This window comes from Mesorhizobium sp. L-2-11, assembly GCF_016756595.1.
GTDB lineage: Bacteria > Pseudomonadota > Alphaproteobacteria > Rhizobiales > Rhizobiaceae > Mesorhizobium.
In genome coordinates this window covers 2805473-2826085 of record NZ_AP023257.1, presented here as the reverse complement: position 1 = coordinate 2826085, position 20613 = coordinate 2805473, and the positions used below count along the sequence as shown (strand labels likewise).

Sequence of the window (20613 nt, the reverse complement as noted above, 5' to 3'; positions counted from 1 at the left end):
GCGATGCGGGTATAGGCGTCTGCAATTTTTTTCTTCCTTCAGGGGTTGTGATTGGCGGTGGCGCCCCTTCACCCGGCCTCCGTTTCGCTGCGGCCACCCTCTCCCCGAGGGGAGAGGAGGTCGCCAGCGCCGGTGCCAGCCTCTTCTCCCCTCGGGGAGAAGGTGGCCGCGAAGCGGCCGGATGAGGGGGCTTCGGATGCGGTTGCCCTATTTCAAAGAGGGTTATTCGGTATCCACAGATCCGGGTTCTCGCCGGCCTCGCGTGCCAGCCGCCGGGCGCGGACGGGGTCGCCTCTGACGAGCGCCGAGATATCGGTCAGGTTGCGTTCGCCGGCGGCGTTGCGCTTGAACGGATTGCCTCCGCTCAGGGCTGCGCCGCCGTCGATCGTGTCTTCCCGGAACATCGCCTCGCCGACCGCGTGGAACGCCTTGGCGATCTGCGGATCGGTCAAGGCGCCGTCAGGCAGAAGGATGCCCTTCGCCTTATAGGCATCGACCAGGCCGAGCTTCTTCATCGCCCGGTTGGCGACTTCCAGTCGCTGGCGAAAGCCGTCGCTGTCAGTCGGTCCCCAATCCCGGACCAAATCGTCGTGAGTGGCCTCGACCGAACGGGCAACGGCGATCTGCTGCGCCTTGGCCTGCTCGGCCATGTAGCCGACGAAGCGGTCGTGATAGGCTTGCGCCACCTTCGGCGTGGCGCCGGCCTCGACCGCCCAGCCCTTGGATGCATTGGCAAGCTCGTCCGAATAGGCGAAGTCCTGGGGAAGCCCGTCGGGGCGCCTGTACTCGACCTTGTCGGGCGAAGTCAGCGGGCGCATCGCCTCAGGCAGCCGGGCATAAAACCTGTCCCAGTCTTCCGCAGCTGCGTCGGCCGCGGGAATGCGCAGGCTTTCGCCCTGCTGCCGTTCCAGCTCGGCATAGGATGTGAGAACCCGGTCGAGGCTTTCAGGCTTGGTCCAGCCCTTGGTTTCAGCGAGCTTGCGGTTGCCTTCGGAAAGACCGTCAAACCAGCTGTTGCCGGCCGGCGGGGCGTTGTCCCCGGCGGCCGGTGGGCCTGCAAGTGGCCCTGCAAGGTTGCCCGCCGATGGCGACGCCACCACGGACCCGGCGTCTGCCAGATCTGTCATGAGAAGATTCCTTCTTGTTGTTTGCAAATGGAAACGAGCACTGGCCAGTTCAGCCAGGCGTGTTATTGGATTGTTGAGGGATCGGCTGGACCCGGCGGAATCGTTGCCGCCGCAGCCTGATTCTTTTCGACAGAACCTGACCCTATCGTCTTGTTCGAGTACGATCTTTCAGCGCCGGAGGCGCACGCACCGTCAAGACGAAAGAAACCATGTCTCATTTCGTGACGAACGGTTGCCGCGGTTCCGCCGCAATGCAACCGCACTTGGCAAACACTTGGCAAAACCAGCCAGTGTATTAGTTCATAGGCTTCAAAGGAGTATCAGACGATGACCATGTACAAAGCCATTGCCGCCCTGCTTGTGACTGCCGCGCTGGCAGGATGTGCGCAGACCGAAGGCCAGCAGCGGGCGACCACCGGCGCTCTGGTCGGCGGCGCCGGCGGCGCTCTCGTCGGCCAGGCGATCGGCCGCGACACCAAGAGCACGGTTATCGGCGCAGCCAGCGGCGCCCTGCTGGGGGCGGTCGTCGGCAGCGCGACCACGCCACAGCGGCGCGGCGAACAGCTCTGCCGCTATCAGGACCGCTACGGCCGCATCTACACCGCCCCGTGCGACGACCGCTACTACCGCGGCAATTATTGATAGCCCAGGCGCTGGTCTCCCCTTCTCCCCTTGTGGGAGAAGGTGGCCGCGAAGCGGCCGGATGAGGGGTGTTCCAGGGAACGCCGACGCCTCATTTCCTCCAGCACCCCTCATCCGTCTCGGCGCTAAAGCGCCGATCCACCTTCTCCCACAAGGGGAGAAGGGAAACACCCTACCTCCCCTCCATCCGCGCCGCCTTCTCCAGCGCCGCCAGCTCCGCTTCGTCCAGCGTCAAAAACCCCATGATGTGCTGCACCACTTCGGCGCGCGCGTTGCTCAGCGCGCTGTGCAGCTCGAAGCCGTTCGGCGTTCTGGTCTTGGCCAGCCACTCGCCGTAGGACGGGCGGCGGTAATAGCCGGTTGCCGCCGTCAGGTCGGCCAGCACCATCTCGCCGTCCTGGCCTGAGAACACCCTCAGATAGGCCCTGGTCAGCGCATCTTGCGCCTTGGCCGGGCCGCCGGCCTGGCGCGAATGGGCGAAGCGTTTGCCGCTCATGCGCCGCCCTCCTGCGGCACCAGCCCGCCAAAACTGTCGAGCAGGCCGCTGTCGCGCGCCTGGACCGCCGCCGGCACCGCATCCCTGGCAATCTTGCCGGCGGTGGCGATCGCCGCCATGCCGGCCTGCGCTTGTTGAGCCCTGGCTCTGGCGTCGCGAATCCCCGCCACCTCGTCCTGGCGGCGAAAGATGCGCTGCGGGCTGCGGCCGGCGCTCTGCACGATTTTTAGCGCCTCGTCACCGTCGATATTGTCCATCACGCTGGGGTCGAACTGCGCCATCTGCATGGCCGTGGTCACCACCTGGATGGTGTCGCGCGCCTCGGCCGAGCGGCGCAGTACGTCGAGCGGGCCGGTGAAGGTCGGCCGCACTGCCTTGCCGGCGAGGCTCGCCGGCGGCAGGAACCGGCTGTCTTCCTCATAAAGTCCCTTGTCCTCGAGGATAGCGAGCTCGCGGTCGAGATTGGCGGCAAAGCCGGCCTGGATGATCGAGCCGGAGGGCCCGAGCAGCGCGCCCTTCTCTTCCTGCCGGATCAAGGCTTCGGTGGCCGTCATCTGCGGGTTCTGGACCAGTGTCTGGAACAGGTTGACGAACATCATGTCGCGGATCTCCTCGGCCCGGCTTTCCGCGTAGTTGAACGCATGGGTTGGATTCTGCCCGGTAACGATCGGCGCAATCAGCGGCCGGCCATTGTCGTCGATCAGGCCGGGATAATTCTCGCCGGGATTGAGCACCGGCACATAGTCGAGCCGTGCCTTCGACGCGGTCGCCGGATCGGTGATCTGCTGCAGCGCCCTGAGGCCCGAGCGGCGCACGGCGTTTTCCTCGCGCACCGTGGTCAGCGCCTCGATGGTCGGCGAGATGCCATAGGGGTCGCCCTCATGGCGGCGCCAGTTGAAGCAGGACACCGGGAACGAGCGGAAACCGCTCTCCCTGACGATGACCTCCTCGTCCTCGATGACGTGATAGGAGGCGAACGCCGTGTCGAGATACTGGTAGGTGCCGGAGAGCCGGTACATCTTGCGCTCGTCGCGCGGCTGGATGCACTGGATCAGCGAAATTCTGGTTTCGCATTTGGCCGGGTCGTCGACCAGCATCTTGATCCGCGCCGGCAGCCTGTCATAGCCGAGCAGCTGCGCCGCCTGCCGTGCCGTGCGCTCATAGCGGCGGTGAAAAATGTCGACCTGGCCCCAGCGGTTGCGCGAGAGAAAACCCTCGACCACCGGGATCGAGGCATAGCGGATCAGCGTGTCGGGCGCAAAGCCTTCTTCGGCATAGAGATAGGCCGGGCCGTAGCGGACCACATTGCGCAGGCAAGCTTGGGTGGCGGAGACAAAATTCGAATTGGCCGAATAGCGCAGCGCAAACAGGAAATCGCGAAGCGCTTCCGCCCATTCCTTCTCCTCGTCGCTCTCCTCGTCGTTCACAGCGGCGGTCGACAGCCCGTGCCATTTCTCCGACTGCGGAATGATCAGGCTTTCCAGCCCCGCAGCCAGCCGGTTGGCGGCCGAGTTGATGGTGTTGGCGTAGACACGGGCGCCGCGCCGCTCTTGCCGCTCGGCCTGCGGTTCCGCGCCCCGGCGCCCACTCCAGACATCGGGCGCGTCGGGGTCGCAGAATTCCGACACCGCCTCCCAGACAGCCTCATACCGGCTGCGCTCGCTCTCCAGTTCCGCCTGTCGCGACAGGATATCGTGGGCGCGGGAATCGCTGGTCATGGCATTTCCTTGTGCTGTTCGAAGCCCCGATATTGCCAAGGCCAGGTCGAATTTTGTTCGCTTTTGCGATGTTCAAGGGGGCGCGGCGGGGATTTAGGAGATCGATTTGACAATGACGGAAAGCCTACCCGGCGCCCTGAAGCGGCGAAGCAAGCAGGTTGCAAAGCGACTGATCGGCTACGATTCCCGCAACTGGCTGCGCATCAGGCAGATCGAGGCGTTCACCGCGTTTCTTGAGGCCGACGGCCGCAAATCCTCTGACGTGATCGAGATCTCGCCCGGCTGGAACCGCCACTGGAAGACGACGTGCTCCAACTATACATCGGTCGATTTTCCCGACTTCGACATCTGCAAGGACCGCACCGACCGGCAATATTCCGTCGTCATCGCCGACCAGGTGCTGGAGCATGTGCAGCGCCCGTTTGCCGCGGCACAGAATATCCACGCCATTACCCGGCCGGGCGGCTGGGCGATGGTGGCGACGCCATTCCTGTTCAGGGTGCATGCCAGGCCGCACGACTACAACCGCTGGACTCCCGCCGGCCTGAGGCAGGTGATGGTCGAAGGCGGCTTCCCGGAATCCGCGATAGAAGTGTTCGGCTGGGGCAACAGAGCCTGCGCCAAGGCCCATATCGGCGGCCCGGTGCGCGCCTACGGCCTATGGCGCGATCTCAGCAACGACGAGGAATATCCGCTGATGGTGTGGGCGTTCGCGCGCAAAATGTAATCTCCCCCCTTGAGGGGGAGATGTCGCCGAAGGCGACAGAGGGGGTCGCCGCGCGTAAAGCGCCAACTTTGATCTGCCGCAGGAGGCCGCGTCCGGTCGCGCCGACCCCCCTCTGTCCTGCCGGACATCTCCCCCACAAGGGGGGAGATTGGTAGCTTCGACGTTTCGCTAGCCTTCCAGCGTTGGTGGTTGGCGAAAGCCGAAGTGACATCCAATCTCCCCCCTTGAGGGGGAGATGTCCGGCAGGACAGAGGGGGGTGTGCTTGGCACTGCCCTTGTTGCCAAATCACACCCCCAGCAGCACCCGGCGCCGGCCGGCGAGCTCGCTCGGCGACAGATCGGTCTTCACCGTTCCGGCGGTTCCCTGGCGCTGCTCGAGCTCAGCCCTGAGTGCGGCTTCGCGCGCCTGCACCTCCTTGTCGGCAATGGTCGGTGTCGGTGGCAGCGGCTTCAGCGGCGGCGGCTTTTGAAAAAGGCACATGGTTCCAGCTTTTCCTTGTCCAGTCGTAGAGCAAAAAATCTTCGCCGTTCTTGCCATAGCCCGGCAGAAGGCAGCGTTGCGTGGCGCCGAGCCGACCAAGCCAGCGCAGCGCCAATTCATTCGTGGCCAGCGCCCGCGCTTCGACCCGCCAGGCGCCGTGCGCGGCAACCTGCGGACCGAGCACGCCGCGAAAGAACTCGGTAATGCCAGGCACGCAGCGCTTCATGCGGCGCGTCCCCCAGCTCCAGGCGATCCACAAGCCTCCGCGCTGTTCGGCGGCGCCAAAGCCGGCTTCCGGATTGCCGTTCAGCTCGGCGACGTAAGCAAACCCCTGCAGCGCCGTCAGCGCCAGCAGCGCCGGCGACCATTCGTCGAACTGGCAGTCGATCTCCGTCCGGTCCTCGGGGCGCAGGTTGGCGGCGATGTAGCTGAGGTCGCGCAGGGTGGCAGGGATGATACGGACGGTCATGCCTACCGGAACGCTCCCAGCGGATCGCTCTGCCCTGCCTTGCGCCGTGCCGTCTTGAACTCAGCCGGGTCAACCACCGCTTCCCTCAGCATCATCACGCCATAGCGTGTCGCCGCCATCAGATCGTCGCGCAGTTTTACCACCTGGCCGTCTTTGCGGTGGTAGAGCCGGAACTCCTCGAACCAGGGCAGAAGCGTCGAGAACACCTTGAAGCGGCCGCTCTGCATGCGGTCGAGCATCTCCATCAGCCCGGCTTCGACAGACACCGAACCGTCGGCGAACTGCGCATGGCTGGAAAGCATGTTCAGCCCATGCGCGGCATATTGCCGGGCAAGTGCGACGCCCGCACCTTCCAGCGTCTCGCGGCGGCCGTCGCGCGGCCACGCCCAGGGCAGCCATTCGCCCCACGGTTTTAGGGTCAGCGCCTGCATGGCCGGCGTTTGCTGCGAGGCGCGGCAGGCTTTTGCGACATAGACGACGTCGGCCTCCGTATCCCAGGCGAGCTCGACAGCAGCGGAAGGGTGGTCCCAGCCGAAATCCAGCGCCCCGAGCCGCGGCCAGTAGCGCGGCAGCCGGAACGGCTCGCAGGCAATCAGTTCCTCCGCCACCGGAAAGATGCGGCCGGAGCCCAGCACCGGAATGCCCCTGGCCCGCGCCTCGCGCTCATGCGCCGGATAGGCCGATACGATCGCGGCGCGCTGCTGCGGCGTGTAATGCTCGGCATCGTCGATGGTCATGAAGGTGACGTGGCGTGTCATTTCTTCGCCCTCGCGGCTTGAATCATTTTGGCAGAGGCGGGACGTATGGTGTTGTTTGGCGAAAGCTTTTGAAAGCTTGGGTTCCTCGTCCCGCGAAGCGGGGGAGAGGTGGCTCGGCGAAACCGAGACGGAGAGGGGGAGGCCCGCCCAGACGGAATGGTCGAAGAAGTTTCGCTTACTGGGACCAGCGCCCTACGAAGGCCCCTCTCCGGCCGCGGAGCCTGTCCTCGGGCTTGCCAAAGGCAAGACCCGTGGGCGGCCACCTCTCCCCACTCTGTGGGGCGAGGAACCAAGTCTTGCCCCCTCACCCCATTCCCGCCACCGCTTCCGCCGACAGGAACAACAGCACCACTTCCGACATGCCGAGCAACGGCGTGAAGGTGACGATGGTGATGCCGCCGGTGGCGTTGGTGCGGGTCAGGCCTTCGGAATAGATGTCGAGCGGTGGTTCCTCGTCGAACCAGACGCCGTGCAGCGTTTCGCCCTGCCACTTTTCGCGGCCCTTCTCAAAACTCTTGAACGACAGCACCGATTCATCGGCCTGCACATCGCCGCCGCCGCCATGGCGCACGACGGCGCTGTCCAGCCCATGCGGCGCGCCGCGCCCCATGATGGTGCTGACAATGGCGTCGGCCGGGATCATGCCGGTGCCCCACGCCGCCGGCTGCTGCGGCGGGCCGATCAAGATGCGCTGCGGGTTGTCGCGCGTGCCCTCGGCGGTGACGCCGGCTGCCCACAGCCGCACGGCCGTGTCAAAAACCTTGCCTTGCCACCACTCGGGATAACGGCCGGTGAGATGCATCGCCCATTCGGCGCCGCCCGCCCTTGTCTTGCCGAGCTGGTTGCCGGCCATGAACAGGCGTTCCCGGTTGATAGCACCGGCGGCATGAAACTCGGCCTGTCGCGGGTAAGGCCGGTAGGCGGCAAGCTGGTTAGTGCGCCGCCTCCGGTCCAATTCCCTGAGCAGGCTCAGATACTCGGTTTCGCCGTCGCGGCCCGGCTTTGCGAGGCCCGGTTTTGCGAGGCCCTGTCTTGCGAGGCTTGGTCTTGCGACGCCCGACTTTTCGAGAAACGGCCGCAGGACGGCTTCGAGGCCGCGGATGCGCTGCCTGATTTCGTCATCGCTAAGTGCTTCCAGACTGTTGATGTTGAGATGCAGATCCTTGGGCAGCACCGACAGCACGATCTTCAGGTACTGATCGGGCTTTTCGCTGCGGACCTCGGCGATGACACCGGCGCCATGCGCCCGGAAATCGGCGCGGATGGCTTCCAGAAAACCATCGGCGAGCGTTTTTTTCGCTCGCTTCGGCCGGCCGGAAGGCCTGGGTCCGGTCACATCGGCCGGTTCGTCGTCATCGGCCGCGACCGGCTCGACACGACCGTTGCGCACATCGGGCGCGCCCTCGAACTCGCCAATGGCACTGACGACCTCGCGGCCGTCATCGTCGGTGATGATCGTGGCGTAACGCTTGGACATGGGGGGCTCTGGTGGTGTGGTGTGCAGGAAGCGTCGCGTTCCTTCGCGCCCCCCTCTGTCCTGCCGGACATCTCCCCCTCAAGGGGGGAGATTAGCAGCTTCGGGCGCATCGCCCGCCTTCAAGTGTTGGAGATTGGCGAAAGCTAATGCGACATCCAATCTCCCCCCTTGAGGGGGAGATGTCCGGCAGGACAGAGGGGGTCTGTCCCGCCGACATCTGAGTATCGGCAACACAGGCACAAAGGTTCGAGAAGGCTCGGCATAAAAAACCCGCCTTGGCCGGCGGGTCGTTGGCGCAACTCAGCACCATGACTATATTCCTAGCATAGCTGCCGTCACAAAGCAAGCGAAATCCGCGGGCCGGCCTAAAATTCGGCCGCCCGCCGCGCTATGGTGCAGCTGTCCGGATCGGAACCGGCGCTCGCGCGTTTGCAATTTTGCCAATGGGAGCAAAGCCATGAATGTCGCCAATCTGCAACTCGAGGGCCTGCTGATGGCCGTCGCATCGATCAATCAGGTGCTTGTCCGCAAGGGCGTGCTGACGGTCGAGGAGATAGACATCGCCTTGCGCAAGGCCGAAGCCAGCGAGACCAACGAGGAGCGCTCCGAAGGCATGTCGGCGTCGAGCCGCGATGCCGTCAACTTCCCGATCCGGCTGCTGGAGTTGGCGAACCAGTGTCAGCCGGAGGCTGACATGCCGTCCTTCTCCAAACTGGCGCGCATGGTCGGCCGGATGAAGGAACCCTACAACGACCAGATGTGACGTCGCGATGGCCCACCGTCCGGTCGGAACGCCGCTTGCCAGCCGAGCTTACGATCACTTGGCCGATGCAGGCTTCCAGGTCAGCACACGGCCCGGGCCATGCACGGCTGCAAACAGCAGCCCGGCCAGGAAGGTAAAATGATCGACGAAAAAGCCGAACTCAGCCTGGTTTCCAGCCCAGTGCGACGGGCCGTGGAAGGCAAAAGCGAGGAACAGCACATAGGCGCCGGCGACGAGAGCGGCCTGCGAGAACAAGACGCCGGTCAGGAAGCACAGGACGAGGACGACTTCGAGCAACGCCGCGCACCAGGCCAGAACCAGCGGGAACGGAAATCGCCGGCGGCGGCGATGTAGCCCGCGGTGGCGCCCATGTCGATGAATTTGAAGGTCACCGCCATCAGGAAGACGGCTGCGAAGATCAGGCGGCCAATCAGGATTGCCGCGGTCTGCCACGGCGTTTGAGCGGGTGATTGAGCGGGTTCCAACGACATGACGTCCTCCAGGGTTGCGACGGTTTTCGCCCCAAGGACGGACGGAATGCGGTGATCCCGACATCAGGACTCGAATAGCTTTGCCGGGGAGAGAGGCGGCGGGTCGCATTAGCAGGACCGGGTTCCACGCCATGCGTGACTTTGGGCACCGCCGCGTTCCTTCGCGCCCCCCTCTGTCCTGCCCCTCTTTGCCAAAATGGTGGCATCTCCCCACGAGAGGGGAGATTGGCAGCTTCGCGGACAGCGTCCCTTTTTGCAAGGTTGGTGGTTGGCGAAATCATTGATGAAGGCCAATCTCCCCCCTAGTGGGGGAGATGTCCGGCAGGAGAGGGGGGCGCTGTCCTGGGCGCTGTCCCTCCGCGATCAAAAGGTTCTGCACCGCAGCAGCGCTCCGAGGTAGAGTAGAGTTTCCAAACAGTCTCTAAGGCGTGTAGCCCAGCGCGACCAGCACCGACAGCCCGGCAGCCAGGCCAATCGCGATAACAATGCCGAAATGCCGTTCCAGGAATTTGCGCCCCTGCCAGTCGTATCGCATATCTAAAACTCCGCCGCGTAATCTGGGGCAGCGTGTTCAGGCGTCAAGGCCGGTCTTTTGCAAGAATGCTTTGGGACGAGATACGCCTGAAATTTCTCGCGCTAAAGCTGAGCTTCGATGGCAGCCTTGTCTACGACAGACCATACTTCCACAATTGTTTCGTTGCGAAATTCATAGATAACATTCTCGGCAAAGGAAACTCTCCTCCCATTTACAGGGAGGCCGAGGAACCTTTCTTTCGGCGTGCAGTCGAACCCTAGCCGGCTCGCTATATAGGGCGGATCGGAAATCAGCATCTGGACGTTGAAATAAAGGTCCGGAATTTCAGCAAAGTCTCTCTCCAGCATTTTGCGATAACCTGATAGACCGAGCCGCCGACCGTTGTGGATCACCTCATCATCGACGAACTGTCCCAGCTTCGGCCAATCCTGCTTGTTCAGGCAGGCAATGTAGTCGCGGTAGACGTCGCAGAGCTCGGTTTTAATCACGGCGATCGCTCCTGTCTCTACGAGCCCTGCTGAAAAGGCAGTGTCTCACATGCTCAAGCAGATGGCGGCATGAAGTTGCTTCATACGCGGATGAGAAAATGGTAGACAGCGCCCACTTCCTCTATTCCCGCTTCGTCTAATGGTAGGACAGCGCCCTTTGAAGGCGTGAATCGTGGTTCGAGCCCATGAGCGGGAACCAGCAACGCCCGCGCCAGGCAACCGATCGGCCCGGTATACCGTCCTTTCACCGGCAAGGTGGTCGGGCGGACCAGGCAACCCTATAACCAACAGATATGACGGAGGACGACATGGCCGACGACAAATCCAAGGGCAAGCAGGACCGCAAACCGGCCGCCGGCGAGGCGCCTTACGACGTAGCGGCGTTCGCGAGAAAATACGGCATACCACCCAGCGAGGCCGCGACCATCATCAAGCGGTACGGGCCCTCGAGAAAGAAGCTCGACGCGCATATGGCGAGCCGCAACGCCTGATCCGCATCCGGCGGCGGCTGCAGGATAGGTGTTGCGATTATATTAGCCTGAGCGCATATTTTGTCAGCCGGTGAACCAAGCCGGTCAGGCTCGGCGCCAGCCCCCCTCGATCCCCTCGACGCCGAGCCGCTGGGGGATCGGCGGCTCTGGAGGCGAACCATGCCCATGTATCTCTCACGATTCAGCTATACGCCCGAGACTTGGGCGCGCCTGATCGAAAACCCCGAGGATAGACGCGAGGCAGCCCGCACCTACATCGAATCGGTGGGCGGAAAGCTGCACGGGTTCTGGTACGGCTTCGGAGAGCACGATGGCTGGAACCTGTGGGAGGCGCCCGACAACGTTTCGATGGCATCTGTCATGCTTGCCATTGGTGCGGGAGGAGCGCTCAGCTCGTACGAGACCACCGTTCTCCTGAGCGTCGAAGAGACGATGCAAGCCCTTGGCAAGGCAAAGTCGGTCCGCTATCGCCCGCCGGGAAAGCCCTGACCAGTCTGCGGCTTGCGCGGCTAGGCACGCCGTCCGGCTGGCGCCTGCCGGCTCGCCCCTGTCGCGCTCGCCCCCGTCGCGCTCGCCCGGATCGCGATTGCCCGCGCCACGATCGCTTGCAGCGGTTCCGGCCGGTGCAGCAGAAATCCCTGGCCGAAGGCAATGCCCATATCAGCGAGGATGTCGAGCGCATCCTGCGCTTCGATCTTCTCCGCCACCACCGAGCAGCCGAGGCTCCTGGCGATGCCCGATATCGCCGAGACGATTTCGCGGTCGAAGCGGCTGTCCACAATATGCTCGATGAACGAACCGTCGATCTTGATCGTGTCGACGGGAAAGCGCCGGAGATATTCGAACGAGCTCATCCCCGCTCCGAAATCATCGAGGCTGACGCGGCAGCGCCGCTCGCGCGCCTTGCCGACGAACTGTTCGGCAGCAGTGAAATTGGTGACCGCGGCAGTTTCGGTGATCTCAAAGCCAATGCCGGAATGCGGCGCCCCGGTCTCAGCGATGACGGCGTCGACGAAATCCCAAAGCTGCGGGTCGCTCAGCGTCTGCGCCGACAGGTTGAAGGCGAGCGTCAGCGCCCCTGACTTCAGCGCCGGACCATGAAGCGACAGCGCCGTCCTGATGATCCAGCGATCGAGCCGCGAGGCGACGCCGAACCGCTCCGCCGCCGGGATGAACTCGCCCGGCGGGATCAGCCGCCCGTTGCCCCCGGCGAGCCGCGCCAGGACCTCGACATGGCGGCTTTCTTGCCAGGGTTTGCCGAGCTGGTGGATTTCCTGGCCGAACAGTTGCAGCCTTCCGTCCGCCATGGCGTCGACGGTGTCGGCCGCCAGCCGCGCCGCATTGAGGCCGCCGGACCCTGACGTCGTCTCAGGCGAGAACACAGCAAAGCGATTGCGCCCGGCGGCCTTGGCCGCGTAGCAGGCGTCGTCGGCGCAGGCGAGCGCGTCGGCCACCGCGGTATTCGCATCGGCGACAAAGGCGATGCCGATGCTGGCCGCAAGCTTGCGCGACGTCACCGTCGAGCCGAGGTCGGCATCGCGAACCGCCGCGAGAACGGCGCCGGCGAGACGCTCGGCTTGCGCTGCGTCGCAATCAGGCACCAGCAGCGCGAACTCGTCGCCGCCGAGGCGCGCGGCATGCACCGGCGGCGGCAGACAGCCTACAATGCGCTCGGCGACGCGCTTCAGGGCAAGGTCGCCGGCGGCGTGGCCGGCGAAGTCGTTCAGTGCTTTGAAGTAGTCGAGATCGACGTAGAACACCGCGAGCCGGCGCGCCGTTGCGATGTGCTCGGCCAGCAGCCGGTCGAAAGCGGCGCGGTTCAGAAGGCCGGTCAGCGCGTCGTGGCGGGCGGCATGGGCAAGTTCCTGCTCGCGTTGCTTCGCCTCGGTGATGTCGCGCACCGTGCCCAGGATCTGGCCCGACGACCGGGCATCGGCGATGAACCGTATCAGCGATTCGACATGCCGGATTTCGCCGTCGCGCTTGATGATGCGGTATTGCACGGCGACGACTTTTTGGCTTTGCAGCGGCGCCAAATGGGCCCGCTCGGCGTCGGCCCGGTCGTCCGGATGCAGATAGCTGTGCCAGAGGTCTGGCGACACCTCGTCGGTGTCGGCGACAAGCCCGTAGATGTCCCGCGTGCGCTTGTCCCAGTAGCTTTTGCGTGCAGCGAGATCGTGGTGCCAGATGCCGGTGCCGCTGGCCGCCAATGCCAGGCGAAAGCGGACGTTGACCTGTTCGAGCTCTGCTTCTGCTTGCTTCTGCTTGGTGATGTCGGTCTGGACGCCCATCAGCCTGACCGGCCGGCCTTCGGCGTCGCGTTCGACCACTCCGCCGCGATCGAGAACCCATACCCAATGACCGGACTTGTGCTTCAGCCTGAGCTCGGTCTCGATCGAATCGGTCAGGCCGGCAATGTGGCGTTCGCCGCTGGCCACCGCCCGCTCGCGATCGTCGGGATGCGTCAGCCGCAGCCAGAGATCGCTTGTCTCGGCAAGCTCGCCCTCGCCATAGCCGAGCATCTGCGACCACATCGCCGAGTAGAAGCAGTCGCCGCTCCTGAGATCCCAGTCCCAGACGCCAAGATGCGCGCGTTCGAGCGCCAGCTCCCAGAACTCCCCGTCGCGATTTTTCTTTTCGGCCATGTCCCGCCCGCCTCGTCGCGGCCCCCGCCTTGTCGCGGCCATTGTGCGGCAAAAGCAAAGAAGAAACCGTTACTGCGCAGCGGCCGGGGTGGACTGCCAATTTCTCTCGCCCTGACACCCACGAGAACTTTGCGGCAATGGCAGCCACAGAAGCGACGACGCCAGCCCTCACCTCTTGCCTTGCGGGTAGATCGTCTCACCGCGCTTCAGCATCTCGACGAAGGCGGCGATCTTCTTCTTGCGCCCAGCCTCGGTCTTCAAATTGTGGATGCGGAAGGCGAGCGCGAAGCGGTTCTGCGCTGAGCCTTGCCAGCATCGCCTTGGCCTTGGGCTCGGCGTCTATTGCAGCTTGCAAATCCGCGGGGATTTTCATGTCCTTGCCGCTTCCATAGGCGCGCGCCCAGCGGCCGTCGGCCTTCGCCGTCTCGATCTGTTTGAGCCCATGCTCGGTCATCCGGCCCGCCTCGATCAGCCGGGCGACGTTGTCGACGTTGATCTGGCTCCAGATGCTCTTCCTGCCGCGCGGCGCGTAGCGCTGCAAATAGCTCTTGTCGTCGAGCCCCTTGCGCACGGCATCGATCCAGCCCCAGCACAGCACGACGTCTATGGCCTCCTTGGGCGTGATCGAAGCCAGTCCCGATCCGACCTTGTGGATCTTGATCCAGATTTCTGTCTCGGTGTCGTGATGCTTGCCGAGCCAGGTGTAGAAGCTCTCGGCATCGCTGAATTCGCGGACCTTGGCGGGGTCGACCTCGACCGGCGCCATCAGCGGGTCTCGCTTTTTGCGGTCATCATCGTTCCTCGTCGTCGCTGCTCAGTTCCGATCGAATGGAGCAACGCCAACCTCGTTGCAAGGCTGGCGGGACAGCAAAACAGCCAATCTCCCCCCTTGTGGGGGAGATGTCCGGCAGGACAGAGGGGCGCGCTGTCCCGCGGCGTTCCCAGCTATCCCAGCCTCACTGCAGCTGCGGTTTCTTGAGAAAGCTGTTGCGGTCGGCCGACTTGACGCGCAGCCAGGTTTCGCGGCCGTCGCGCACAACCCGCAACGGGATCTCCGCGCCCGCCGGGTTCTGCCACAACTTGCGGTAGAAGTCGGCGAGCCCGTCGACTTCGCCGTCGCGGACATCCGAGATGATGTCGCCCTGGCGCAGGCCGGCTTCGGCGGCCGGGCTGCCTTCGGCGACGCTCATCACCACGACCTCGCCATTGCTTTCGGCGGAGAAGGCGCCGAGCCACGGGCGCGGTGGCTTGGCAACCTGGCCGCGTGTCAACAGGTCGTCGAGAATAGGCGGCAGAAGGTTGATCGGCACCACCATGTTGATATCGGCGATCTCGCCGGCGCGGCTCATCTGCAGACGCAGCGAACCGATGCCGAGCAGCCTGCCGTCCTGCCCGATGAGTGCCGCACCACCCCATGACGGGTGAGCGGGCGCGGTGAAGATCGCCTCGTCCAGCAGATACTCCCAATAGCCGGCGAATTCCTGCTTGGTGACGATGTGTGCGCTGACCGCCTGGCCGATGCCGTCGGCGAGCACCACCGGGTCCCCGGCCATCGCCCTGGCCGCGTCGCCGAAAGCCACCGCGGGCAGGCCGAGCGGGGCCAGCGCCTGCACCAGGCCGAAGCCCGTTTCCTGATCGTAGGCGAGCGCGTGCGCGGGAATCACGCGCCCGTTGTGGTCGGTCAGCCAGACTTCTTCCGCCTCGGTGATCAGGTAGCCGATGGTGAGCACCAGGCCGTTGTCGCGAATGACCACGCCGCTGCCTTCCCGGCTGGTGCCCAGCGCATTGGCGGTAAAGGCATCATCCGGAATCGAAGCGCGCACCGTCACGATGGACCGCAAAATCGTATCGATGGTCATGCTTTCAATCCTGGCCATGGTCACGACCGGCGTCAGAGGCCCGATCTTATCTATAGGTATGGCGCACGTGACGAGGCGCAAGGGCCGAACAATCGCGCAGGCAGGCCGGCATCGACGATAGTTCAATACAAGTTGAACTTCCCGCAGCCCGCACTATTTGTATCTATGCAAGCTGATCCTCCTCAAGCCCCTCCCCGCTCACCTCAAAGGCCTCCCGAGATGAACCAATACACACCGCCGAAAGTATGGACCTGGAACAAGGAGAATGGCGGCGCCTTCGCCAGCATCAACCGGCCGATCGCCGGCCCGACGCATGACAAGGAGCTGCCGGTCGGCAAGCATCCGCTGCAGCTTTATTCGCAGGCGACACCAAACGGCGTGAAGGTGACGATCATGCTGGAGGAGCTGTTGGCGCGCGGCCACAAAGGCGCCGAATATGACGCCTGGCTGATCAGGATCAATGACGGCGACCAGTTCGGCAGCGGCTTCGTCGAGGTCAATCCCAACTCCAAGATCCCGGCGCTGATGGACCGCAGCGGGCCAAAGCCGATCCGCGTCTTCGAATCCGGCTCGATTCTGCTGCATCTGGCCGAGAAATTCGGCGAATTCCTGCCGACCGAGCAGCCGGCGCGCGCAGAAACCCTGTCATGGCTGTTCTGGCAAATGGGCTCGGCGCCCTATCTCGGCGGCGGCTTCGGCCATTTCTACGTCTATGCACCGGAAAAGTTCGAATATGCCATCGACCGCTTCGCCATGGAGGTGAAGCGCCAGATGGATGTGCTCGACCGGCGGCTGGCGGTAAGCGAATATCTCGGCGGCGACGCCTACACGATCGCCGATATCGCCGTGTGGCCTTGGTATGGCGGGCTGGCCAAGGGCCGCATCTACAACGATGCCGGCGAGTTCCTGTCGGTGCAGGAATACAAGCACGTGCAGCGCTGGGCCGACGCGATCGACGCACGGCCGGCGGTGCAGCGCGGCCGCATGGTCAACCGCGCCTTCGGCGAGCCGGCGATGCAATTGCACGAGCGCCACGACGCCAGCGATTTCGACACCAGGACGCAGGACAGACTGGCGGCGGAGTGACCAGAGCGACGGAACTGGAGCGGATAGGCGCTGCGCAGTATCGGGCATATGCGCTCGGAGATATGTACTGGTTGACTAAAGTAACGGAACGTCCAATGCACATTCCCAGAACCGAACATGTCCGCTTTTAGGGGATTTAGACCATATAGTCTATCTGATGAACATCATGGTCTAGGCATGTTTATATTTGTGCGGGCTGACACTGAATCTCGAAGCTGCATGCCGTCTCGACGGTCCAGTACTCCCGGGTCGCGGTCACTGTGTGTCTTTCGTTCGGCCCTATAAATCAGCCGGACGACGGACAAAAAATATCCAACCTGCAGAACGATCAAGGCAAGGACGGTCCAACCGAGCGCCTTCCAGATTGAACCCGTTGCCAAAAAAGTCGAGAGCGCCACGACGAACGACGCGGCCGTCATCCCCACCAGGAACTGTGGAAAATTCATCGCTTTTCGAGGCCGCCCCGGAGCTTCTAACAGCCGCGACGACCACCCTTGCCCATTTACCCCGGACCAACGTTTTCACCCTTTGGATGGTTGCGCAAGTGGCAAATGGATGAGAGGTGTGCGCATGCTTAACGCAATCTATGGTTGAGACGCTTCCCGGCTGGTGATGTTCGATTCAAAACAGAGCTGATCTATAGCGGGAAGGCACAATGGAAATTTGTTGCGCGCGGGGCGCGCCGGGCGCAACGTAGATATCAGCATGGGGAGAATGGGGCGAAGGGGGGATGACATGGCGCTCAAGGTAATCGGCGCGGGATTCGGACGAACGGGCACATGGTCGACCTTTGCCGCGCTGAACAGGCTCGGCTTTCCCTGCTATCACATGCAGGAAGTGATCCTCAACAAGGCCAACAAGGGCCACCTCGACTTCTGGCGCAAGGTAGCGAACAGCAAGCCCGGCACGCCGCACGACTGGGACCGGGTGTTTGCCAACTACACGGCGACGGTCGACAATCCCGGCTGCTGCGTGTGGCGGGAGCTGCTGGCCGAATACCCTGACGCCAAGGTGCTGCTGACGCTCCACCCGCGCGGCGCCGAAGGCTGGTACGACAGCACGATCGACACGATCTACTTCACGGAGAACCTCTGGCAATTCAAGGTTTTGGAGTGGCTGACGCCGTTCGGCCGAAAATTCGGCGACATGTCGCGCAAGTTGATCTGGGGCCGCGTGCTGGCCGGCGTGATGGACGACCGCGAGCGGGCGATCGCACGCTACAACGCCTACACCGAGGAGGTGAAGGCAGCCGTTCCGCCGGAAAAGCTGCTAGTGTTCACGGTGACCGAAGGCTGGGGGCCGTTGTGCCGCTTTCTCGGCGTGGCGGAACCGCAGGAGCCGTTCCCGAACCTCAATGACCGCTCAAGCGTCAAGAAGGTGATCCGCGACGTCATCAAGGGATCCTACATCATGCTCGGGCTGTCGATCGCGGGGGTGGTGGCGGTGCTGGGCGGGGTTTTGTGGTGGCTGGGGTAGTGGCCAGGGGGACCTTGACGCCGGCGCGCCGGCGTCAAAATTACGACAGGCGCAACACCGCCGCTCAGGCCGACATGGCCAGCGGCCTTGCGCTCTTGTTGGGGATCTGGATGTCGATCTCCAGCGTCGACATCGTCTCGCCGCGATCCATCGAGACCTGCAGATAATCCTGGTCGATCTGCACATGCCTGGCGATGACGGCCATGATCTCCTCGCGCAGCACCGAGACGAGATCGGGCTGGCTGCGGTTGCGGCGCTCATAGGCGAGCAGCACCTGCAGCCGCTCGCGCGCCACCGGCGCGCTGCCGCGCCGCTTGAAGAGGTCTAACAGGCTCATGCTGCCCTCCTTCCAAAAAGCCGATCGAGAAAGCCCTTGCGCTCGAACGGCACGACGACCGGCAAGTCCTCGCCCTCGAGCCGTTTGGCCGCCTCGATATAGGCGCGGGCGGCGGAGTTGGTCGGATCGCTGAGTGTCACCGGCGATCCGAGGTTGGAGGCCTTGAGCACGTCCTGGCTCTCGGGAATGATGCCCAGCAGCGGCGTCGACAGGATCTCGAGCACGTCGTCGATCGACAGCATTTCGCCGCGCGCCGCGCGCGCCGCATCATAGCGCGTCACCAGCACATGCTTGGCGATCTGCTCGCCCCGCTCGGCCTTGACGGTCCTGGCGTCGAGCAGGCCGATGATGCGGTCGGAATCGCGCACCGAGCTGACTTCCGGGTTGGTGACGATGACCGCCTCGTCGGCAAAGCGCATGGCAAGCTGCGCGCCGCGCTCGATGCCGGCCGGGCTGTCACAGAAGACGTAGTCGAACACCGAGCTTAGCTTTTCGATCACCTCGCCGACGCCCTCCTCGGTCAGCGCATCCTTGTCGCGCGTCTGCGAGGCCGGCAGCAGGAACAGCGTCTCGACCCGCTTGTCGCGGATCAGCGCCTGCGACAGCTTGGCGGTTCCCTGGATGACGTTGACCAGGTCGAACACCACCCGCCGTTCGGCGCCCATGATCAGATCGAGATTCCTCAGACCCACGTCGAAGTCGACCAGCGCCACCCTCTTGCCGGTTCTCGCGACGGCGGCGCCAAGGGCGGCCGTCGAGGTCGTCTTGCCGACGCCCCCCTTGCCCGAGGTGACCACCACAACTTTGCCCATCTATGCCTCCTTATTGTTGTTGGTATTGTTAAGCGTTTGATTTATGCGATGCGCTTAAGTTTTTGTTTTTATTCCAAATCTCTGTGTATACATTCGGGCGACTGCATTAGCTGAACGGCGCTATGCGCAGCGTGTCGTTTTCCAGGAACGCCTGCACCGCTTTTCCGCGCAAGGCCGGCTCCATCTCCTCGGCGGTGCAATACCAGCCATCGACCGACAGCAGTTCGGCCTCGTTTTTGCGGCAGAAGATGCGCGCCGCCGAATGGCCGAGCACACCCGCCGACGCCCGCCCGCGCAGCGTGCCGTAGACGTGGATCGAGCCGGCGGCGACGATCTCTGAACCGGAGGCGACGGAGCCGAGCACGATGACATCGCCATGCGCGTGGAAGATCGACTGGCCCGAGCGGATCGGCGACTTGACCATCAGCGTGGCCGGCGCGTCGGGCACCCTGTCTTCTGGTTGCCTGTCTTCCGAGTGCTTGCCCGGTTCCGCCCTGCCTGCCGCCGCCCTGCCCGCCTCTGCCGGCCTGCCGGCAGCCTTTTGGTCGGCCTGCATGAGCAGCCCGGCTGTGGCTTCCTTGGCGCCGATCAGCACAGGCGGCAGATTGGGCTCAAGCGCCGTGTTGCCGTCGAGTTCGATGGCATAGATGCGGATGCCGCGCAGGCCAAGCTCGGCAACCAGCGCTTCGATCTGGCTGACCGCGGGCTTCAGCGTGTTGAGGTTGAGCACCACCGGCCGGCCGGCAAAATAGCCGGGAGAATTGCCGATCCAGCGGTCGAGGCTTTCCAGCCACTCCGAAAGCGGCGTCTCCGGGGTGAGCGTGAAGGCGACGAAGGAGCGGGCGCGAAAGCGAATGGATTTGGTCTCGACGGGGGCGGCGAAGGTCACGGACAGCGATTCCTTACTGATAGGTAAACGCTAGCCAGCCATGGTTAACGAAAGGTTAACGCAACGGTGTTTGCGGTATCTGGAAAGCTGTTACTGACACACCCGGCGGTGTCGGCAGCCAGCCGACAGCGTTGGAAATTGCCAGCCTTTCCTCGACGCCTTGCTGGCTAAATGCCCTTCGCAGCGTCCTCGATCAGTTCCGCCAGCAAGGTAGAGAACCGCTCGTCTGCCCTATCGCCTATGTTTCCCACTTCTCTCGCCACCATACCGGGCGAAGAGACCGACACTTGCCCACTCAGCTGAACGTCGACCGTGAACGTCCTTCCGGCTACCTCCTTTTCCGTTCCCCGCTTCCTGTAAATTCTGAAGCGAATCGACGGTGTCGATGCTTTGGCCTGGCGGCGAGGCGCGGTGTCCATCTCGACGGCCACCTCGCCTGCTACGTCAGCCTTGGCGGTTTCCAGCGACGCAACCACGACGTCGTTCAGCCAGGCCCTTGCCTGCGCGCCGAAATCCGGCCCCTCGGCCTTCTCCTTGCCGACCTTCCCCTCTTGCTCACGGCGAGCTTCCTTGCCGCGGTCAAGGGCATCTCTGAACTTGGACATCATGGTTTGCCTCCGATTGTGAGCGCATGAAACCAGCCGCCATCATGCTCCTCCTAATCCATAGAACGCACGCGAGCGGTGTACGTTGCGTAAGCGGAACCCGTGGTTGGCCGCTGCGCGGCGGTATCCTTCTGCCGCGGTCGATCGTCGGGGCGGTGATCGCGGCGCTGTGGGCTGGGGTAGCGTGTCAGCAGCCGAGCCGACAAGCGCTGGAAATTACCTGCCCTTTCCCACAAGATAC

Annotated in this window: 21 protein-coding genes, 1 tRNA gene and 2 pseudogenes; 8 read left to right on the top strand and 16 right to left on the bottom strand. The window is 63.8% G+C overall.

Features of this window, described 5'->3' with window-relative positions; genetic code table 11:
• Positions 1–212 precede the first annotated feature (212 nt).
• The gene (locus JG739_RS13520; RefSeq protein ID WP_202366875.1) at positions 213–1127 is read right to left on the bottom strand and encodes a hypothetical protein; all 915 of its coding nucleotides are present in this window, start codon (positions 1125–1127) and stop codon (positions 213–215) included.
• 327 nt (positions 1128–1454) lie between these two features.
• Here JG739_RS13520 and JG739_RS13515 point away from each other — a divergent pair, with 327 nt between their 5' ends.
• On the top strand, positions 1455–1769 hold the full coding sequence (locus JG739_RS13515; RefSeq protein WP_202366874.1) for a YMGG-like glycine zipper-containing protein: 315 nt from the start codon (positions 1455–1457) through the stop codon (positions 1767–1769).
• A 172-nt stretch (positions 1770–1941) separates the two neighbouring features.
• On the opposite strand, the gene JG739_RS13510 is transcribed toward JG739_RS13515, so the two are convergent.
• Together JG739_RS13510 and JG739_RS13505 are read right to left on the bottom strand one after the other, a co-directional pair.
• Positions 1942–2265: a Bbp19 family protein gene (locus JG739_RS13510; RefSeq protein WP_202366873.1), complete on the bottom strand. Its 324-nt coding sequence runs from the start codon at positions 2263–2265 to the stop codon at positions 1942–1944.
• Positions 2262–3983, bottom strand: coding sequence for a portal protein (locus tag JG739_RS13505; protein WP_202366872.1), 1722 nt, complete (start codon positions 3981–3983; stop codon positions 2262–2264). The genes JG739_RS13510 and JG739_RS13505 overlap by 4 nt, the downstream gene beginning before the upstream one ends.
• Positions 3984–4095: 112 nt before the next feature.
• On the opposite strand from JG739_RS13505, the gene JG739_RS13500 reads away from it, so the two are divergent.
• The gene (locus tag JG739_RS13500; protein WP_202366871.1) at positions 4096–4710 is read left to right on the top strand and encodes a methyltransferase domain-containing protein; all 615 of its coding nucleotides are present in this window, start codon (positions 4096–4098) and stop codon (positions 4708–4710) included.
• 380 nt (positions 4711–5090) lie between these two features.
• Here the strand turns inward: JG739_RS13500 and JG739_RS13495 are convergent, their stop codons facing one another.
• From JG739_RS13495 to JG739_RS13485, 3 genes are all read right to left on the bottom strand, one after another.
• The gene (locus JG739_RS13495) at positions 5091–5660 is read right to left on the bottom strand and encodes a hypothetical protein (protein WP_202366870.1); all 570 of its coding nucleotides are present in this window, start codon (positions 5658–5660) and stop codon (positions 5091–5093) included.
• A gap of 2 nt (positions 5661–5662) precedes the next feature.
• Positions 5663–6418 carry a phage terminase large subunit family protein gene (locus JG739_RS13490; RefSeq protein WP_202366869.1) on the bottom strand — a complete coding sequence of 252 codons (756 nt, stop codon included), beginning with the start codon at positions 6416–6418 and terminating at the stop codon, positions 5663–5665.
• A 304-nt stretch (positions 6419–6722) separates the two neighbouring features.
• Positions 6723–7895 carry a terminase large subunit domain-containing protein gene (locus JG739_RS13485; protein WP_244749885.1) on the bottom strand — a complete coding sequence of 391 codons (1173 nt, stop codon included), beginning with the start codon at positions 7893–7895 and terminating at the stop codon, positions 6723–6725.
• Positions 7896–8352: 457 nt separating this feature from the next.
• On the opposite strand from JG739_RS13485, the gene JG739_RS13475 reads away from it, so the two are divergent.
• Positions 8353–8658: a hypothetical protein gene (locus tag JG739_RS13475; RefSeq protein ID WP_202366868.1), complete on the top strand. Its 306-nt coding sequence runs from the start codon at positions 8353–8355 to the stop codon at positions 8656–8658.
• Positions 8659–8712: 54 nt separating this feature from the next.
• Here the strand turns inward: JG739_RS13475 and JG739_RS13470 are convergent.
• Positions 8713–9149: pseudogene (locus JG739_RS13470) on the bottom strand (DoxX family protein).
• 636 nt (positions 9150–9785) lie between these two features.
• The gene (locus tag JG739_RS13465) at positions 9786–10172 is read right to left on the bottom strand and encodes an ester cyclase (protein ID WP_202366867.1); all 387 of its coding nucleotides are present in this window, start codon (positions 10170–10172) and stop codon (positions 9786–9788) included.
• Positions 10173–10297: 125 nt separating this feature from the next.
• Here JG739_RS13465 and JG739_RS13460 point away from each other — a divergent pair.
• From JG739_RS13460 to JG739_RS13450, 3 genes are all read left to right on the top strand, one after another.
• Positions 10298–10371: transfer RNA gene (locus tag JG739_RS13460), tRNA-Gln, on the top strand.
• Between the two features lie 109 nt (positions 10372–10480).
• On the top strand, positions 10481–10663 hold the full coding sequence (locus JG739_RS13455) for a DUF3606 domain-containing protein (RefSeq protein WP_202366866.1): 183 nt from the start codon (positions 10481–10483) through the stop codon (positions 10661–10663).
• Positions 10664–10822: 159 nt separating this feature from the next.
• A complete protein-coding gene (locus JG739_RS13450) occupies positions 10823–11152 on the top strand; it encodes a GYD domain-containing protein (RefSeq protein ID WP_202366865.1) in 330 nt (109 codons plus the stop codon).
• A 20-nt stretch (positions 11153–11172) separates the two neighbouring features.
• Here the strand turns inward: JG739_RS13450 and JG739_RS13445 are convergent, their stop codons facing one another.
• The 3 genes and pseudogenes from JG739_RS13445 to JG739_RS13435 all read right to left on the bottom strand — a co-directional run bounded on the left by JG739_RS13445 (position 11173) and on the right by JG739_RS13435 (position 15167).
• Positions 11173–13308, bottom strand: coding sequence for an EAL domain-containing protein (locus JG739_RS13445; RefSeq protein WP_202366864.1), 2136 nt, complete (start codon positions 13306–13308; stop codon positions 11173–11175).
• Positions 13309–13476: 168 nt separating this feature from the next.
• A pseudogene (locus JG739_RS13440) lies at positions 13477–14074 on the bottom strand (YdeI/OmpD-associated family protein).
• Positions 14075–14264: 190 nt separating this feature from the next.
• A complete protein-coding gene (locus tag JG739_RS13435; protein ID WP_202366863.1) occupies positions 14265–15167 on the bottom strand; it encodes a S1C family serine protease in 903 nt (300 codons plus the stop codon).
• A 219-nt stretch (positions 15168–15386) separates the two neighbouring features.
• Here JG739_RS13435 and yghU point away from each other — a divergent pair, with 219 nt between their 5' ends.
• Positions 15387–16253 (top strand): glutathione-dependent disulfide-bond oxidoreductase, encoded by an 867-nt coding sequence (yghU, locus tag JG739_RS13430; RefSeq protein ID WP_202366862.1) that lies wholly within the window; start codon positions 15387–15389, stop codon positions 16251–16253.
• 164 nt (positions 16254–16417) lie between these two features.
• On the opposite strand, the gene JG739_RS13425 is transcribed toward yghU, so the two are convergent.
• Positions 16418–16672, bottom strand: coding sequence for an exopolysaccharide production repressor protein (locus JG739_RS13425; RefSeq protein WP_244749946.1), 255 nt, complete (start codon positions 16670–16672; stop codon positions 16418–16420).
• A gap of 316 nt (positions 16673–16988) precedes the next feature.
• Between JG739_RS13425 and JG739_RS13420 the strand changes: the two genes are divergently transcribed.
• Positions 16989–17729, top strand: coding sequence for a sulfotransferase family protein (locus tag JG739_RS13420; protein ID WP_202366860.1), 741 nt, complete (start codon positions 16989–16991; stop codon positions 17727–17729).
• Positions 17730–17793: 64 nt separating this feature from the next.
• Here JG739_RS13420 and minE read toward each other — a convergent pair whose 3' ends face one another.
• From minE to JG739_RS13400, 4 genes are all read right to left on the bottom strand, one after another.
• The gene (gene minE / locus JG739_RS13415) at positions 17794–18066 is read right to left on the bottom strand and encodes a cell division topological specificity factor MinE (RefSeq protein ID WP_023803855.1); all 273 of its coding nucleotides are present in this window, start codon (positions 18064–18066) and stop codon (positions 17794–17796) included.
• Positions 18063–18878, bottom strand: coding sequence for a septum site-determining protein MinD (gene minD / locus JG739_RS13410; protein ID WP_023803856.1), 816 nt, complete (start codon positions 18876–18878; stop codon positions 18063–18065). The genes minE and minD overlap by 4 nt, the downstream gene beginning before the upstream one ends.
• A 106-nt stretch (positions 18879–18984) precedes the next feature.
• A complete protein-coding gene (gene minC, locus JG739_RS13405; protein ID WP_202366859.1) occupies positions 18985–19767 on the bottom strand; it encodes a septum site-determining protein MinC in 783 nt (260 codons plus the stop codon).
• A gap of 167 nt (positions 19768–19934) precedes the next feature.
• Positions 19935–20375: a hypothetical protein gene (locus JG739_RS13400; protein WP_202366858.1), complete on the bottom strand. Its 441-nt coding sequence runs from the start codon at positions 20373–20375 to the stop codon at positions 19935–19937.
• Between the last annotated feature and the right edge of the window lie 238 nt (positions 20376–20613).